Origin of the sequence: Streptomyces sp. WMMC1477, assembly GCF_027460245.1 — a bacterium.
In the GTDB taxonomy this organism is placed as follows: domain Bacteria; phylum Actinomycetota; class Actinomycetes; order Streptomycetales; family Streptomycetaceae; genus Streptomyces.
Window position 1 is genome coordinate 766,684 of the sequence record NZ_JAPZBD010000003.1, and the last position, 16,388, is coordinate 783,071.

A 16,388-nucleotide genomic window follows, 5' to 3' on the forward strand; every position below is an offset into this window, starting at 1 on the left:
GGGGGCCCGTAGGGATACGAGAGGCCCGCGTCAGTAGATCACGCACGATGTTCGCAGATCAACGGGCCTCACTGGGTTGACCTTTGACAGATCTCTGTGCCTTCAATGGGAAGGTCGGCTCGGCAGCGCGCAACACCCTGGAGGCGGAAACTCCTCGGTTAGGTCATGCATTGATGAATTCTCCTCAGGGCGCGGAGAGCGCCGAAGCCGGCGTCTCCCGCAGAGACGTGCTCGCCGGCGGCGCCGCCCTGGCGGCCGCGTTCGTCGCCGCCTCCGCCTCCGGAGCCGCGGCTCTCACCTCCGCCCCCGGCACCACGGGCGCGGCGGGACGCCCCGGCGCCGGAGCACCGCTCGGCTTCACCCCGGTGCCCGTCAGCGAGGCCGACGCGATCACCGTCCCCGACGCCTACACGGCCGAGGTCCTCGCTCCCTGGGGACGTCCCGTCCGGCCCGGCGGGCCCGCCTGGCGGGAGGACGGCGGCAACCCGGCCGCCGAGCAGGCGGTCCAGGTCGGCAGCCACCACCACGGCGTACGCTTCCTGCCGCTCGCCAAGGGCGGGCGTGGCGCCCGGCACGGGATGCTGATGATCAGTCACGAGGCGGTCGACCGGGCCCTGCTCGGCGGCGACACCGCCAAGGCCCTGGCGGCCCAGGGCGTCACGGCGGTGGAGGTCCGCGACACCGGCGGCGGCTGGCGGGTCGTGGACTCCGCCCGCAACCGGCGCGTCACCGGCACGACCCAGGTGGCCTTCTCCGGCCCCTTCGACCCGGGCACCGGCCCCCACCTCGGCGTCCTGGCCTGTGGCGGGGACGGCGTCACCCCCTGGGGCACCTATCTGGCCTGCGAGGAGAACGCAAACGCGCACTTCGGCACCGACGAGCGGGGCTGGCGCCCCACAGAGACCCAGCGCCGCTACGGCCTGAGCCACTCCGGCTACGGCGACCCCTGGCACCGGGAGGAGCCCCGGTTCGACCTCGCCGCGGACGCGGACGGCGTCCCCGAGGCCCAGCGGTTCGGCTGGGTGATCGAGATCGACCCGCGGGACCCGGACTCCACGCCCGTCAAGCGCACGGCCCTGGGTCGCTACCCGCACGCGGGAGCGGCCGTCACCGAGTCCGGGGGCCGGGTCGTCGTCTACAGCGCGGACGCCGAGGACGGCGAGTACCTGTACAAGTTCACCGGCTCGGCCGACTGGCGGACGCAGCGCACCGCGGGCGAGAACCCCCTGGACCACGGCACGCTCCACGTCGCCCGCCTCGACGCGGACGGCACCGGCACCTGGCTGCCCCTGCGGCACGGCGTCCACCCGCTGACCGAGCGGCTCGGCTGGCGCGACCAGGGCGACGTCCTCCTCCGCGCCCGCCAGGCCGCCGACGCGCTGGGCGCGACGCCGCTGGAGCGCCCCGAGCGGGTGACGGTCAACCCGCGCAACGGCGACGTCTACGCGGCCCTCGCCGGCGGCCCCGGCGGCCTCTGCTGCGAGGCCGGCCATGCCGGGGACACCCGGCGGGCCGCGCCGCACGGCCGGATCCTGCGCTGGCGCGAGGACGGCGGCGACCCGGCCGCCACCACCTTCCACTGGGAGGAGTTCGTCTCCGACCCGCTGTCCGGCTCCGACGAGGCCGCGGCGTTCGCCGCTCCGAAGGGCGTGTGGTTCGACGCCGACGGGCTGCTGTGGATCTCCACCGGCATCCCGGGCCGGGACCTCAACCAGGAGGGCACCGAGCACGCCGTCGCGGGCAACAACGCCCTGCTGGCCGCCGATCCGAAGTCGGGCGAGATCCGGCGCTTCCTGACCGGGCCCCGGGGCGCCGAGATCACCGGGGTCTGCGCCACCCCGGACGGCCGCACCCTGTTCGTCAACGTCCAGCACCCCGGGCAGCGCACCGCCCGCTGGGGAGCTCCGGACGTCGACAGCCCCGGTGCCGTCAGCACCTGGCCGGACGGCCGCCCCGGCGGCCGCGCCCGCTCCGCCACCGTCGCCATCCGGCGCCGCGACGGCGGCCCCATCGGCACCTGAACGACGCGCAGTCCCGGCTCCGGGCTCGTCCGTCCGCTGGCCCGGGCCGGAACGCGCCACCAGCACCCGGCGTCGCCCGTGGGCGGCCGAGCGCCCGCTCGGGATCCTGCCGGTCCCGTCGGCCCTGCCGCCGTCGACCTGTACGCGGTCGGCGTCCACTGGGCGCTCGGCGACGCGGGAGCCGCCCTGGAAGCAGGAAAGGACCTGCGCGCCAACCAGTTCCCCACAGCCGAGCGAAGGGCCCGCATGGGAACCGACATGGCACGAGCCTGGTGGGCATGGAACCGCCCCGAACAGACCGCACATGCGCTGCTCGACGCCTACCGCGCCAGCCCCGGAGAGGTCCGGGACCGCAGGGGCGGCGAGGTCACCAGTGCCGCCGGGCTACGCGCTGCGCAGGAGCTGGATCAGGTTGCCGCAGGTGTCGTCGAGGACGGCGGTGGTGACGCCGCCCATCTCCAACGGCTCCTGGGTGAAGCCCACCCCGAGGGCGCGCAGCCGGTCGAACTCGGCCTGGACGTCGTCGACGGCGAACGAGGCCGCCGGGATACCGTCCCGGACCAGCGCCGCCCTGTACGGCCCGACCGCGGGATGACCGGAGGGCTCCAGCAGCAGTTCGGTGCCGTCCGGGTCGTCCGGCGACACCACGGTCAGCCACCGGTCCTCCCCCAGCGGGACGTCGTGCTTGGCCACGAAGCCCAGCACGTCGGTGTAGAAGCGCAGCGCCTTCTCCTGGTCGTCGACGAAGACGCTGGTCAGGTGGATCCTCATGGGGTGCTCTCCGGTGCGTCGGGCGGCCTGAGCCATCGGGTCACGATGTGCTCGAGCGGGGCGGTGTCGAGGTCGTGGAACTTGTAGCGGCCCTGGCGCCGCGGGACGACCAGCCCCGCGGACTCCAGTACGGCCAGATGCTGGCTGACCGCCTGGCGGGACATCCGCAGGCCGTGCTTGCCCACCAGGCGGGCGCATATCTCGAACAGTGTCTGGCCGTCTCGCTCCACCAGCTCGTCGAGGATGCGCCGACGGGTGGGGTCGGCCAGCGCCTTGAAGACGTCGTCAGCCATACCTCCACCATAGGCAAGTAAACACTTGCCTATCAAGTCGACGCCACCGGCAGCCGCTCACCCGCGCCCCGCACGCCATCCGACGCGCCCCGTCAGCCGCGACGGGGCCCGTGAACGTCACCCTCGCCGACGACCGGGCCCAGGCGACTCCCGCCGCCGGGCTCGCGCGCTGGCGCGTAGCGGGCCCGCGGTCACCAGTGGACGATGAGCGGGGTGTCCGGCTCCTGCCGGCGCCAGGCGTCGGCCAGGCGGACGAGTCGGGCGGGGGCGCCGATGCCGCGCACGGTGGCGATCCTGCCGCCCTCGATGTCGAACGTCGCCGCGCCGATGACCTGGCCGTCGACGACGAAGAGGAGGGCGGGGGCGCCGTTGACGAACGCGAAGTGGACGGCGGGCGAGCCGCCGACGAAGCGCCGCTTCGCGGGAGTGGGCTTGAGACCGGCCCGCACGACGGCGGCGATGCGCCGGGGGGTGTCGTACCGCAGCAGCGTCTTGGCCAGGCCGCCCGCGCCGTCGGAGACCGCGGTCGCGTCGTCGGTGAGCATGGCCACGAGCCGTTCCGTGCGCCCCGAGGAGGCGGCGGTGAGGAACTCCTCGACGATCCTGCGGGCTGCCGCCGGGTCGGCCTCACCGCCGCGTCGGCGGGCGGCGGCGACGCGGCGGCGGGCCCGGTGCAGGTGCTGCTGGCTCGCCGACTCGGAGACGTCGAGGATCTCGGCGATCTCGGCGTGGCTGTGGGAGAACGCCTCCCGCAGGAGGTAGACGGCGCGCTCGACGGGCGAGAGGCGCTCCATGAGCATCAGCACGGCCAGGGAGACCGACTCGCGCTGCTCGAAGGTGTCGGCCGGACCGAGCATCGGGTCGCCGTCGAGCAGCGGCTCGGGCAGCCAGGCGCCGACCGCGCGTTCGCGGCGGGCCTGGGCCGAGCGGAGCCGGTCGAGGCACAGGTTGGTGACGACCTTGGTCAGCCAGGCCTCCGGCACCCTGATCCGCTGCCGGTCGGCGGCCTGCCACTGCAGGAACGCGTCCTGCACGGCGTCCTCGGCGTCGGCGGCCGAGCCCAGCATGCGGTACGCCAGCGAGGCCAGCCGGCTCCTGCTGGCCTCGAAGCGGCCGGTGTCGAAGCGATCGGTGGCGGTGCGGTCCACGCGGAACACCCTAGGCGGCGACGCGGCTCGTCCGCTCGGCGGACGCGTCGGGCACGGCGGTCAGGCGGCGCTTGCGCTTGGGCAGGCCGAAGGTCGGGTGCGCGATGGTCCACCGCGCACCCCTGAGGATGCCCGCCTTGACCCGCGCGGCCTTCCGGCCGCCCACGTACGCCGGCTTCGCCCGCGCCTCGGCGTCGACCAGTTGCAGGATGCCGTCCCGCCGCCCCAGGCTGATGTGATTGCCGTGATAGGCCATCCTGACGTTCGCGATCCTGCGGCCGGTCAGGCGCCCGACGATCGCCTCCACGGCCTGCATTCCGGTGGAGCCGGCCGAGGCGCAGGACATCGGCAGCGGCCGGCCGTTGTCCCCGACGGCGTGCACGCTGTCCCCGGCGGCGTAGACGTCCGGGTGCGAGACCGACCGCATGGTGCGGTCGACGACGATCAGACCGCTCTCCGTGACCTCCAGCCCGCAGGCGGCCGCCATCGGCTGGACCGCGAACCCGGCCGTCCACACGGTCGCGTCGGAGGCCAGGACGGTGCCGTCGGCGCAGAGCGCCCGCCTCGCCTCCACGGCTTCGACGGTGGCGTGCTCCAGGACGGTGATGCCCAGCCGCTCGCAGGCCCGGCGCAGGTGGCCGCGGGCACCGGTCGAGAGCGGGGCGCCCAGCTCGGCGCGGGCGATCAGCGTCACCGACAGGCCCGGCCGGGACTCGGCGATCTCGGTGGCGGTCTCGATGCCGGTCAGCCCGTCGCCGACGACCAGCACGCTCCCTCCTTCGCTCCGCCCGCCCAGACCGTCCAGCCGTTCGCGCAGGCGCAGCGCCGAGGGCCGGGCGGCGACGTCGAAGGCGTGCTCGGCGACGCCGGGGACGCCGTGGTCGGCGACATGGCTGCCGAGCGCGTAGAGAAGCGTGTCGTAGCCGAGCTCGCCCCCGCCGTCGGGGTCGGCCACGGCGACGGTCCGGCGCTCGGGATCGAGCGCGGTGACGCGGGCCACGCGCAGCCGTACGTCCGTGCCCGCGAAGACGTCGGCGAGCTTGCGCACCCCGACCTCCTGCCCGGCCGCGAGCTGGTGCAGCCGCAGCCGCTCGACGAAGTGGGGCTCGGCGTTGACCACGGTGATCTCGGTGTCCGACGGGGACAGCCTGCGCGCCAGGTTCCCGGCCGCGTAGGCACCGGCGTATCCGGCGCCGAGGACGACGATGCGGTGCTTCATGGGGTGCTCCTGTCGGTCGGCCTGCTCTCGGTGACTTGAGCGGGGCAGCTCTCCGATTGCTGACAGAAACAACATGTGACGTGGGTCACATGTGCGGCAGGAAGCGGGCGGCGGCGCCCGTCGGCCGCGGCGGCCTGGGCGGAGGCGGCGATGTCCGCCCAGGCCGCCGGCTGGCCCGGCCGCAGGCCGACCGCCCGGGCGCGGCCCGGCGAGTCCACCGCGTGGTCCACGGCGTCGGGTGCCACGTGGACGACGACGTCCAGGTCGGGCACGGCCGTGTCGTACCGCCGCGCGAGGGGGGTGCGGGAGCCGTTGACCACGGATGGCCGCTCCCTCATCGCGACTCCGGGTCAGCGGCGGGCGGCGGCGGAGAAGGTCAGGAGCTGTGCGTCGAGGAGGGTGAGGTCTCCCTGACGGCCGGCCGCCGCGTAGGCGTTGAGCAGGGCCTTGGTGGTGCGCAGCGCCGTCGGGGAGCGGCGGAGCAGCGGTTTCGTCCACTGGGCGACGGCCTGGTCCAGCTCTGCCTCGGGGACGACACGGTGGGCGACGCCGATCCGTTCGGCCTCGGCGGCGTCGAACACCCGGGCGGTGAGGATGAGTTCCCGCATCCGGGCGGCGCCGACCTCGTGCAGGAGCCGCTGCAGGGCGCCGCCCCAGGTGGTGGGGAGGCCGAGGCCCAGTTCGGGGAGCCGGAAGGTGGCGGTGTCGGCGGCGGCGCGCAGGTCGCAGTGCAGGGCGAGGCCGAGACCGGCGCCGACGGCCTTGCCGTGCACCCGGGCGATGGTGGCGGCGGGCAGGGAGGCGAGGGCGTCGCAGACGCGGCGGGCCTTGTTGGCGACGTTGTGCAGGCCGGCGCCGGTGGCGTCCTCGGCGAGGAGGGTGCCGAACTCCTCGCGGGCGCCGCCGAGGCAGAAGTCCTGGCCTGCGCCGGACAGGACGAGGACGCGGAGGTCGGGGCGGTCGTGGACGGCGGAGAGCACGGCGAGGAGTTCGTCGAGCATGGGCTCGTCGACGGCGTTGCCGGCTTCCGGGGTGTCGAGCCGGAGGGTGAGGACGGCGCCCTCTTCGTCGATGTGCAGGGTCTTGAAGTCGGCGGTGGGTATGGGCTCTCGGTCCACGGTGTTTCCTTCGGTGGTGCGGGTGGGAACGGGCTGAGCAGGAGGGGCTCAGCGGGTGGCGACGCGCAGCGAGGCCAGGTAGCGGAAGGCGGCGCGGGGGGCCACCCAGGTGGGCGTCTCGGTGACGCGGAGGGTGGGGAAGCGCCGCAGCACGGTGGCCAGCAGGGCGCCTGCCTCCATCCGGGCGAGGGGCGCGCCGAGGCAGTAGTGGATTCCGCCGCCGAACGCGAGGTGGGAGCCGCCCCGGCGGAGGTCGAAGGTGCCCGGGTCCGGGTACTGCTCCGGGTCGTGGTGGGCGGCTCCGATCATGACGTGCACCATCTCGTCCCTGCCGATGGGGACGCCGCCGAGCAGCGTGTCCTCGGCGGCCGTCCGGCCGTGGACGTGGACGGGGGCGTCGTAGCGGAGGGTCTCCTCGACGGCACCGGGCACGTCCTCGGGGTGGGTGAGCAGCCAGGCGCGCTGTTCGGGGTTCTGGTCGAGCAGCCAGATCATGGTGGACAGGACGGAGGAGGTCGTCTCCAGGGCCGCCATGAGGACGAACCGGGTGAGGTAGTGGACGTTCCGGTCGGCCTGTTCCCGGTCGGGCTCGGCCGCGTCCCACAGGCGTATCCAGTCCGAGACGGCGTCGTGGCCCGGGTTGCGGCGGCGTTCCCGGACGAGTTCGACGACGTACTCGTCCAGCCGGTGGGCGGAGCGGTCGGCCTGGCTGAGCTGACTCTTCGTCGGGACGAGTTCCTGGGGCAGCGCCTGGTCGTGGGTGACCTCGATCAGCAGGTCGAAGTCCTTCGGGGACAGGTTCAGCCAGTGACCGAGGACCGATATCGGCAGCCGCTCGCCGACGAGGAGGGCGAAGTCGGCCTCGCCGTGCTCGGTCAGCTCCTCCTCCAGCCGGTCGAGCAGCCCGTCCACGATCCGCTGGATCGGGGCCTGCAGGGCTTCGAGTGCGCCCCTGCCGAAGTACCCGGCAGGGACGCTGCGTTGCACGGTGTGTTCAGGAGGATTGAGTCCGGGGAGACTGCGGCTCCACTCCACGGAGCCGTGGTTCTCCCACCGTTCGGAGGCGTTGCCCTGGCGGTTGCGCCAGGCCGTGTCCGGGGTCAGCCAGTGGCGGGAGCGCCGCAGCACCTCGTCGCACACGTCGTAGGACGTGATCAGGTGCCCGCCCCAGGGGGCGGGCACCACGGGTCCGAGGGCGCGCAGTTGGGCGTAGACGGGCAGGGGGTTCGTCTGCCCGGTCGCGGACCGCAGCCGCGAGATCAGGGCGGCGACGGTCCGGCGGTCCGGGCGGGTGGCGAGCGCGGTTCGCTCCACGGGGGCTCCTCATCAGGGGCTTGCTGAAACCGCGGAGCGACCTACCCTCCTACTCGAACGTTCATCCAGATCCCGAATGTATTTCGAATCGTTGCCAATCTCACACCCTCTGCGACCGATTGATCACTGCCTGCGCCAGGACAGGAAGGTGCTCCACCAGCTAGTCTTCGCAGGCTTGGCCACGGGCTCCGGCGGGGCCGCCGCGGCCGCCGACCGGCCGCCGACCGCCCAGGGGGAGTTGAGCGGAGCGCGCTCGGGACGTACGGGGGCGAAGCGGGCGGGCAGGCTCTCCAGCGCCCGCTGGAAAGCCCCCTGGCGCCAGGTCAGGTGCGCAGCCGGTACGGCGAGTTCGACGTCCGGCAGGTGGTTGAGCAGCTTCTCGATGGCCGTGATCGCGATGAGCTGGGCCGGGTCCTTGGCCGGGCACGCGTGGGGCCCCGCCCCCCAGGCGAGGTGCGCCCGCTTGCTGAAGGTGTAGCGGGACGCGGAGAGGGCCGGGTCCGTGTTGGCCGCCGCGAAGCTGACCATGACGAGGTCCCCGGTGCGCAGCGGGACGCCGGACAGCTCGACGTCGCGCGTCGGGTAGTGCGCGGCGTAGTTGGCCAGCGGCGGGCTGTTCCACAGCACCTCGTTGATGGCGTCCTCGACGAGGAGCCCGGCCCCGTGCTGGCCGCCGGAGTACCGCTCGTCGCTGAGCAGCAGTTGCAGGGAGTTGGCGATGAGGTTCTGGACCGGCTCGCTGCCGCCGCCCAGCAGGGTGACGAGCTGGTGGACCATCTCCTCGTCGGTGAGCCCCGCGTGGTGCTGCATCAGCCAGGACGTCACGTCGGCGTCGGGGCGCCGGCGCTTGAGCGCGACCAGGTTCAGCAGGCTCTGCGTCAGCTGCGCGTTGGCCTGCTCGGCGTTGACGCCGTCGTACAGGTCGGACATGGCCGAGACCAGCCGGTCGCCGATCTCCGCCGGGCAGCCGAACAGCTCATTGAAGACGAGCAGCGAGACGAGCTTCGCGTACTCGGCCAGAAGGTCGGCCGAGCCCCGGTCGCAGAACTGGTTGGCCAGGTAGGTCGAGACGTGCTCGACGTGCCGGCCGAGCCGGTGCGAGTCCACCTTCGCCAGGCTGTCCGTCACGGCCTGCCGGAGCCGCATGTGGTCGGCACCGTCGGAGAACAGGCAGTTCGGGCGGTAGGCGAGCATGGGCAGCACCGGGGAGTCCGCCGGTACCTCGCCCTCGTTGAGGGCGCGCCAGCGCCGCGAGTCGCGGGCGAACAGATCGGTGTTCTGGAGGACCTTGAGCGCGGCCGCGTACTCGGTGACGAGCGTGGCCCGCACGCCCGGGGCGAGCTCGACGTCACCCGCCGGGCCCTGCTTGCGGAGGTACTCGTAGAAGGCCTGAGGGTCGGCGGCGAACTCGGGCCCGTGCAGCGGTATGACGCCGCCGTCGTCACCGCCGCCGTCGGCGCCGTGTGCGGGGCAGCCGGGTGGCGGGCTCTGCGGGTGTGAGTGGGGGTGCATGAGGGCTCCTAGCCGATACGGGTCTGGAGGTAGCGGATGAGGACCATGAGGGACTGCGCCGAGGACTTGGGGTCCCGTGCGTCGCAGGCGACCACGGGCGTCTCCGGCAGCAGGTCGAGCGCCTCGCGCAGCTCCGCCTCGGGGCGGTCGGGGCTGCCGTCGAAGTGGTTGACGGCGATGGCGTACGGCAGTCCGTACTGCTCGACCAGGTCCATGATCGGGAAGGACTCCTCCAGGCGTTCGGGGTCCACAAGGATCAGGGCGCCCAGGGCGCCCCGGCTCATGTCCTCCCACACCTGGACGAAGCGCTGCTGCCCGGGGGTGCCGAACAGGTACAGGACGAGGCGGTCGTTGAGGGTCAGCCGCCCGAAGTCCATCGCCACGGTGGTCGTCGTCTTGCCACGGACCCCGCGCAGGTCGTCGACTCCGGCTCCGGCCTGCGTCATCGTCTCCTCGGTGCGCAGGGGAGGGATCTCGGACATCGTTCCGATGAAGGTGGTCTTGCCCACCGCGAAGTGCCCGACGACGAGGATCTTCGCCGAGGTCTGCACCTCCGAGCGCACGTAGGCGCCGTCATCCAAAACGAGCCTGGAGTCCATCCAGTACCTCCTGAAGGAGCTGTCTGTCGACGAGCTGGGCGCGCGGGGCGGGCGCACGGCTGACGAGGTGTCCGCCCTCGGCGAGATCGACGAGCAGGATCTTGACGACACCGAGGGGCAGCCGCATGTGGCCCGCGATCTCGGCCACCGAGAGGTAGCCGCCCGAGCAGAGCTCCAGCACCGCCCGCTTCTCCGGGTCGAGCCGGGCCATGCGCCGCTCATGGTCGACGGCGGCGGTCACCAGGGTGATCAGGCTGAACTGATCGTCCTCCGGGAGACCCCGACCGTTGGTGATGACGTACGGACGCACTAAATCCGCGGAGTCCGGCTCCTGCTCGTCGGGAGCGATCATGAGCGGGGCCCGGCGTTTTCGCGCGGCGGGGTGGTCATCGCCTTGCCGAGCTGGCCGACGAGCTGCTGCATCCGGAAGGTGATGTCGGCCATGTCGACGTCGGGGGCGGCGGACACGGCCAGGTAGGCGCCCTCACCGGCGGAGATGAGGAAGACCCAGCCGCCGTCGAACTCGACGACCGTCTGCCGCCAGCGCAGGTGGGGGCTGCTGTCACAGAAGCTCGCCACCGTCCGGCTGAGCGACTGCATGCCGCTCATGGCGGCGGCGACGGTGTCCGCGTGGTCCTTGTCGACGTCTCTGGACCGGGCCATCAGCAGGCCGTCGGCCGAGACCAGGATCGCGTGACGGGCTCCGGGAACCTCCAGAGCGCTGTCGAGCATCCACGAGATGTCGTTGTTCACTGAACGCCATGCCCTTCGCTGTTCGCGTGGCCGGGATTGCCTGAGTCGGTCGCGTCGCGGGTGGGGAACGCGCGACCGGATTGGGTGCCGCGTTGGAAGGCGCCCATGATCGAGGCCGTCTCCTCGTCGGAGCGGGCGGGGGTGGCACCCTCGTCCGCACCGGTGTCCGGGACGATCGCCATCGCGCCGCGGCGACGGCGCTTGGGCAACCCTCCGGCCGTGGTGACGGCGGGTGCGGCGGCTTCCGGTCCCCTCGGGCGGGGCCCGGGAGCCGGTGACGGTGCGGCGGCCACGGGCGGCTCCTTCGGCTCGGGCATGCTCGTCAACAGGTCGTCGGACAGGAGCACCACGGCCCGGACACCACCGTACGGCGAGGTGGAGTCGACCGAGACGCTGAACCCGTACTGGGCCGCGAGCACGCCGATGACGGCGAAGCCGAACTGGGGCGGGTTCCCGAGCCCCGCCACACCGGAGGACCGCTGGTTGGCCAGCAGCCGGGTGGCGCGGTCCTTCTCCTCCTCGTTCATGCCGACGCCCGCGTCGTCGATGATGATGCAGACGCCCTTCGGCACCGCGCGGATGTTGATCTCGATCATCGTCTCCGGCGCCGAGTAGCTGGTCGCGTTGTCCAGCAGTTCGGCGAGCGCGACGGCGACGGGTTCCACCGCACGGCTGACGATCGCGAAGTTGGTCTGGGAGCGGATCTCCACCCGGGTGTAGTGGCGGATGCGGCCCTTGGCGCTGCGGACGACGTCGTACACGGACGCCACGGCCCGCTGCCGGCCGAGCCAGCCGTCACAGAGGACGGCGATGGACTGCGCTCGCCGACCGAACTGTGAATTCATGTGGTCGATTTCCATCAGGTCCTGGAGAATGCTCGACTCTCCGTATTTGTCCTGAAGCTTGGAAATGACCAACTGCTGTTCGCCCGCGAGCCCCTGAAGGGTCCGCATGGCCGCTTTGAGTGCGCTTTTCGTTTCCTCTTCGGCGCGGAGTCTGGCCTCCTCCACCGACTCCGCGTACTGGTTCTCCAGCCCGGCGTAGTGTGCGCGAAGCTCGTCCTGTTCCCTCCGCAACCGCTTGGCCGTCTTCCGCCCGCGGACGATGGCGGTTGCGGCGAGCGGAGCACCGACGACGAGGCCCCACACGGCGGGGTCCTGTATGTATTGCGTCATAAGACTCTCTTCAAGCGACTGGACCGCCAGGTGTGCTGGACCCGTCGAGCGGGAGCGGCGCACCGAGTCCAGCGCCCGAACGGTGCCCCCTTGGTCCGGAGGCGTTCACTCGTCTTGCCGACGGCGGCACGCAGGGGAGTGCTGCGCTCCAACGCTCCCTCAGGCAGGTCGACAAAGTTCGCTGATCGTATCACCCGGCGCGGAGCCCAAGACTCCAACTGGATCCCTGTGTACCGCTCTTGACGATACGTATGGAAATCCGTCACGAACCCGCTCACATCCTGCACATGGATGTCCGGTTCTGTCGCCGAGTTCATCGACGTGATTCCGCGAACCCGCCCCCACGTACGCCCGCCGGGGCGCACCACCCGTTCAGGGCAGCAGGCGCAGCTCCTTGGCCACCGCGACCGCGCCCGCCCGGGTCTCCACGCCGAGCTTGGCGTAGATACGCCCCAGATGCGTCTTGACCGTCGCCTCGCTGATGAACAGGGCCCGCGCGATGTCCCGGTTGCCGAGCCCGCGCCCGAGCTGACCCAGGATGTCCTGCTCGCGCTCGGTCAGGGACGGGCCGGCCGCGCCCCGCATCCGGTCCATGACCCGCCCGGCGACCGGTGCCGACAGCGCCGTACGTCCGGCCGCCGCCGCGTGGATGGCCGCGAACAGCTCCTCCGGCCGCTCCGCCTTGAGCAGGTACCCGGTGGCCCCCGCCCCGATGGCGCGGGTGATGTCGGCGTCCGTGTCGTAGGTGGTCAGCACCAGGACCCGGACGTCCGGCGAGGCGATCCGCCGGATCGCCTCCACACCGTCCATGCCGCCGCCGAGCTGGAGGTCCATCAGGACGACGTCCGGCGCGAGCTTGGCCGCCATCGCCACAGCCTCCTCCCCGCCGCCCGCCTCGCCGACGACCTCGACGCCGACCGCGCTGCCGAGCAGGGCCAGCAGCCCGGCCCGCACCACGGCATGGTCGTCGCAGAGCAGGACGCGGACGGGCCCGCGCGGGGCGGGGTCCGGCACGGGGGGCGGGGTCAGGGCTCATCGCTCGGCTCCACTCGGCTCCAGGGGGATCGCGGCGGACAGCACCGTGCCCTCGCCCGGCGCCGACTCGACGGTGAGCGTGCCGCCGAGCTGCTCGACGCGGGCCCGGATCGCCGGCAGCCCGTGGCCGCGGGTCCCCGGCCGGACGGCCGCCGCCGGGGTGAAGCCCCGGCCGTCGTCGGCGACGTCCAGGACGACCTGGTCACCGAGGTAGCTGAGGGTCAGCGCGGTGCTGGTCGCCCCCGCGTGCTCGCGGACGTTCGCCAGCGCGCCCTGCGCGATGCGCAGCAGCGCCGACTGGACGCGGTCCGGGAGCAAAGCCGCCGCGCCGTCAATGCGGAAGCCCGCCCCCTCCCGGGCGGCGAGCGTGCGCAGGGCGGTCTCCAGCCCTCCGCCGTCGGCGAGATCGGCCGGGGCGAGGTCCTGCACGAAGCGGCGCGCCTCGGCGAGGCTGTGCTCGGCGACGGACTGCGCCGTGCGCAGATGGCGGCGTGCCGTGGCCGGATCGCTCTCCCAGGTCCGGTCGGCCGCCTGCAGCAGCATCTGCTGGCTGGACAGCCCCTGGGCGACGGTGTCGTGCAGCTCCATCGCCAGCCGCTGGCGCTCGGCGAGGGTGCCCTCGCGCCGCTCGGTGGCGGCCAGCTCCCGCCGCGTCCGCAGCAGGTCGTCGATCAGGGCGCGCTGGCGGCTCGTCAGGCGCTGGGCGTGGACGAAGACGGCGGTGGCCGCGAGGTCCGCCGACGCCGAGGACGCCCACCTGCGGGAGAGCACCCACCTGACCGTCGACGCCGCGACCCGCGCCGCCGAGGCGACGCTGAAGGCCGCCGAGAAGGAGAACCAGCGGATCACCGTGGCGGTCGTCGACCGGAACGGCAACACGATCGTCACCCTGCGCGGCGACGGGGCGGGCCCGCAGTCGTACGCGTCCGCCGAGCGCAAGGCGTTCACGGCCGTCGCCTGGAACGCCCCGACCTGCGAGCTCGTCGAGCGGCTGGAGCAGGCACCCAACCTGGAGGACATCCCCGGCACCCTGTTCCTCTCCGGCGGCGTCCCGGTGACGGACGAGGGCGCCCCGATCGCCGGGATCGGCGTGGCGGGCGCGCCCAGCGGCGCCCTGGACGAGACGTTCGCCCGGGCGGGCGTGGACGCGCTCACCCGCTGACGCCCGCCCGCGGACGCCCGCCCGCCGACTCTCGCCGTGCCCGGTATGTGGATGCTCCCCGTGCACCGCGTACGGGGCCGGTAGGGTGCGGATCATGTTCGCGCACGTGCACAGCGACTGGTGGTGGCCCGCTCATCCGGCGGCCCACTGACTGCGCGTACATCCACCACGAAACGCGAAGGCCGCCCGGACGGGGCGGCCTTCCGCGTGTGCGCGGGTCACCTCCCTCCGGCGGCCGGAAGGACGAGGACCTGATGGTGATCGAGAGTCTGCTCGACGACGACCGCCCCTTCGCGCTGCTGCGCCGCCGCACCCCGGGCCGGGACCAGGACACGGTGGAGGTGCTGGTCGGCGACGTCCGGGAGGTGGAGCGGCTGGCGGAGCTGCCCGAGGAGCCGCTGGGCGCGCTGGCGCTCGTGCCGTTCCGGCAGATCCGCGAGCGCGGCTTCAGCGTCGCCGACGACAAGACGCCGCTGGCCGTGCTGGTTCCGCGGGAGCGGCACGAGGTGGGGGTCGCACAGGCGCTGGCCGCGCTGCCCGCGCACCCGGTGCGGGTGCGGGACGGGGCCTTCGACGTGGCCGACGCCGCCTACGAGGACGTGGTGCGGCGCGTGGTGGAGGACGAGATCGGCACCGGGGAGGGCGCCAACTTCGTCGTCCGCCGGACCTTCGGGGGCGTCGTCGACGGCTACGGCCGCCGCGACGCCCTCGCGCTGTTCGGGCGGCTGCTCCGGGAGGAGCGGGGCGCCTACTGGACGTTCGTCGTGCACACCGGCGGGCGGACGCTGGTCGGGGCGAGCCCCGAGGTCCACGTGCGGATGACCGGCGGCACCGTGGTGATGAACCCGATCAGCGGCACCTACCGCTATCCGGCCGAGGGACCGAGCACCGCGGGGCTGCTGACGTTCCTCGGGGACGCCAAGGAGACGGCGGAGCTGTCGATGGTCGTCGACGAGGAGCTGAAGATGATGTGCACCGTCGGGGACGTGGGCGGTGTCGTCGTCGGGCCGCGGCTGCGGGAGATGGCCCATCTGGCCCACACCGAGTACGAGTTGCGCGGACGCAGCACGCTGGACGTGCGGGAGGTGCTGCGGGAGACGATGTTCGCCGCCACCGTCACCGGCAGCCCGGTGGAGAACGCCTGCCGGGTGATCCGGCGCTACGAGGAGGGCGGCCGGGGCTACTACGCCGGGGCGCTGGCGCTGCTGGGCCGGGACGCGGGCGGGGCGCAGACGCTGGACTCCCCCATCCTCATCCGCACCGCCGACATCGACGCCGCCACCGGCCGACTGCGGGTCTCCGTCGGCGCGACGCTGGTGCGCGACTCGGACCCGGCGAGCGAGGTGGCCGAGACCCACGCCAAGGCCGCCGGGGTGCTGACGGCCCTGGGGGTGCGGGAGGGACGGCGGCCGGAGGGCGAGCCGGCCCCCGGCCTGGCGGCGGACCCCGCTGTGCGCGAGGCCCTGGCCGCCCGGCGGGCGGACCTCGCGCCGTTCTGGCTGCGGATGCGCGCGGAGGACGAGCGCGGGCCGCTGCGCGGGCAGGCGCTGGTGGTGGACGCCGAAGACACCTTCACCTCGATGCTGGCCCACGTGCTGCGCTCGACGGGGCTGGCGGTCACCGTGCGGCGGTACGACGAACCGGGCGTGCGGGAGGCGGCGCTGTCCCACACCGGGCCGGTCGTGCTGGGCCCCGGGCCGGGCGACCCGCGCGACGCGGCGGACCCCAAGATGGGGTTCCTGCACGCGCTGGCCGGCGAGTTGCTGGAGGGGCACCGGCACGGGCTGCTGGGCGTGTGCCTCGGCCACGAGCTGATCGCGGCCCGCCTGGGGCTGCCGCTGGTGCGCAAGGACGTCCCGCAGCAGGGGGCGCAGGAGCGGATCGAGCTGTTCGGACGGGAGCGCACCGTCGGGTTCTACAACTCCTTCACCGCGCGGTGTGACGACGCGGCGGCCCGGGGGCCGGCGCTGGACGGCGTCGAGCTGAGCCGGGACCCGCGCACCGGGGACGTCCACGCGCTGCGCGGCACGGGGTACGCGGGGGTGCAGTTCCACCCCGAGTCGGTGCTGACGCTGGAGGGTTCGGAGATCGTGGCCGAACTCCTCGCGGCGGTCCGCGTGTAGCGCGGGACGTGACCCTGCGTTCGGGAGGTCTGCGCGAAGGCGCGGGGCCGGCAAGCGCAGCCCCCGGCACCGGGGCCACCCGGTGCCGGGGGCCCCTTCCCACGCGCCGCGGTCTGCGCGTGCGCTGTGGCTGGTCGCGCAGTTC

Annotated in this window: 16 protein-coding genes and 2 pseudogenes; 4 read left to right on the forward strand and 14 right to left on the reverse strand. The window is 73.4% G+C overall.

Annotation, left to right across the window (positions count from 1 at the left end; genetic code table 11):
• Window positions 1-173: 173 nt before the first annotated feature.
• Entirely contained in the window at window positions 174-2,021 is a 1,848-nt protein-coding gene (locus tag O7609_RS03795; RefSeq protein WP_269733481.1) for a PhoX family protein, read from the forward strand.
• A gap of 39 nt (window positions 2,022-2,060) precedes the next feature.
• Window positions 2,061-2,375, forward strand: a pseudogene (locus O7609_RS03800) (transcriptional regulator); the annotation flags it as partial.
• 30 nt (window positions 2,376-2,405) lie between these two features.
• Here O7609_RS03800 and O7609_RS03805 read toward each other — a convergent pair.
• From O7609_RS03805 to O7609_RS03870, 14 genes and pseudogenes are all read right to left on the reverse strand, one after another.
• Window positions 2,406-2,792, reverse strand: a complete 387-nt coding sequence (locus O7609_RS03805; RefSeq protein WP_269733482.1) for a VOC family protein — start codon at window positions 2,790-2,792, stop codon at window positions 2,406-2,408.
• On the reverse strand, window positions 2,789-3,085 hold the full coding sequence (locus O7609_RS03810) for an ArsR/SmtB family transcription factor (RefSeq protein WP_269733483.1): 297 nt from the start codon (window positions 3,083-3,085) through the stop codon (window positions 2,789-2,791). Before O7609_RS03810 ends, O7609_RS03805 begins: the two co-directional genes overlap by 4 nt.
• 191 nt (window positions 3,086-3,276) lie before the next feature.
• Complete coding sequence (locus O7609_RS03815) at window positions 3,277-4,233, reverse strand: sigma-70 family RNA polymerase sigma factor (protein ID WP_269743080.1); 957 nt, start codon at window positions 4,231-4,233, stop codon at window positions 3,277-3,279.
• A gap of 10 nt (window positions 4,234-4,243) precedes the next feature.
• Window positions 4,244-5,452, reverse strand: coding sequence for an NAD(P)/FAD-dependent oxidoreductase (locus O7609_RS03820; RefSeq protein WP_269733485.1), 1,209 nt, complete (start codon window positions 5,450-5,452; stop codon window positions 4,244-4,246).
• Window positions 5,449-5,772: a hypothetical protein gene (locus O7609_RS03825; RefSeq protein WP_269743081.1), complete on the reverse strand. Its 324-nt coding sequence runs from the start codon at window positions 5,770-5,772 to the stop codon at window positions 5,449-5,451. The genes O7609_RS03820 and O7609_RS03825 overlap by 4 nt, the downstream gene beginning before the upstream one ends.
• A gap of 30 nt (window positions 5,773-5,802) precedes the next feature.
• Window positions 5,803-6,570 carry an enoyl-CoA hydratase/isomerase family protein gene (locus O7609_RS03830; RefSeq protein ID WP_269733487.1) on the reverse strand — a complete coding sequence of 256 codons (768 nt, stop codon included), beginning with the start codon at window positions 6,568-6,570 and terminating at the stop codon, window positions 5,803-5,805.
• Window positions 6,571-6,618: 48 nt separating this feature from the next.
• Window positions 6,619-7,884, reverse strand: coding sequence for a cytochrome P450 (locus tag O7609_RS03835; protein WP_269743082.1), 1,266 nt, complete (start codon window positions 7,882-7,884; stop codon window positions 6,619-6,621).
• Between the two features lie 123 nt (window positions 7,885-8,007).
• Window positions 8,008-9,396: a cytochrome P450 gene (locus tag O7609_RS03840; protein WP_269743083.1), complete on the reverse strand. Its 1,389-nt coding sequence runs from the start codon at window positions 9,394-9,396 to the stop codon at window positions 8,008-8,010.
• 8 nt (window positions 9,397-9,404) lie between these two features.
• On the reverse strand, window positions 9,405-9,995 hold the full coding sequence (locus tag O7609_RS03845; protein ID WP_269733490.1) for a GTP-binding protein: 591 nt from the start codon (window positions 9,993-9,995) through the stop codon (window positions 9,405-9,407).
• Window positions 9,970-10,347: a DUF742 domain-containing protein gene (locus O7609_RS03850; protein ID WP_269733491.1), complete on the reverse strand. Its 378-nt coding sequence runs from the start codon at window positions 10,345-10,347 to the stop codon at window positions 9,970-9,972. The genes O7609_RS03845 and O7609_RS03850 overlap by 26 nt, the downstream gene beginning before the upstream one ends.
• A complete protein-coding gene (locus O7609_RS03855) occupies window positions 10,344-10,748 on the reverse strand; it encodes a roadblock/LC7 domain-containing protein (protein ID WP_219092785.1) in 405 nt (134 codons plus the stop codon). Before O7609_RS03855 ends, O7609_RS03850 begins: the two co-directional genes overlap by 4 nt.
• Entirely contained in the window at window positions 10,745-11,923 is a 1,179-nt protein-coding gene (locus O7609_RS03860) for an ATP-binding protein (protein ID WP_269733492.1), read from the reverse strand. Before O7609_RS03860 ends, O7609_RS03855 begins: the two co-directional genes overlap by 4 nt.
• Window positions 11,924-12,295: 372 nt before the next feature.
• Window positions 12,296-12,937: a response regulator gene (locus tag O7609_RS03865; protein WP_269743084.1), complete on the reverse strand. Its 642-nt coding sequence runs from the start codon at window positions 12,935-12,937 to the stop codon at window positions 12,296-12,298.
• A gap of 18 nt (window positions 12,938-12,955) precedes the next feature.
• Window positions 12,956-13,684 (reverse strand): annotated as a pseudogene (locus O7609_RS03870) (sensor histidine kinase); the annotation flags it as partial.
• Between O7609_RS03870 and O7609_RS03875 the strand changes: the two are divergent.
• Window positions 13,629-14,120 (forward strand): GlcG/HbpS family heme-binding protein, encoded by a 492-nt coding sequence (locus tag O7609_RS03875; protein ID WP_269744309.1) that lies wholly within the window; start codon window positions 13,629-13,631, stop codon window positions 14,118-14,120. The pseudogene O7609_RS03870 and the gene O7609_RS03875 overlap by 56 nt on opposite strands.
• Before the next feature lie 254 nt (window positions 14,121-14,374).
• Complete coding sequence (locus O7609_RS03880) at window positions 14,375-16,243, forward strand: anthranilate synthase family protein (RefSeq protein WP_269743085.1); 1,869 nt, start codon at window positions 14,375-14,377, stop codon at window positions 16,241-16,243.
• Window positions 16,244-16,388 lie beyond the last annotated feature (145 nt).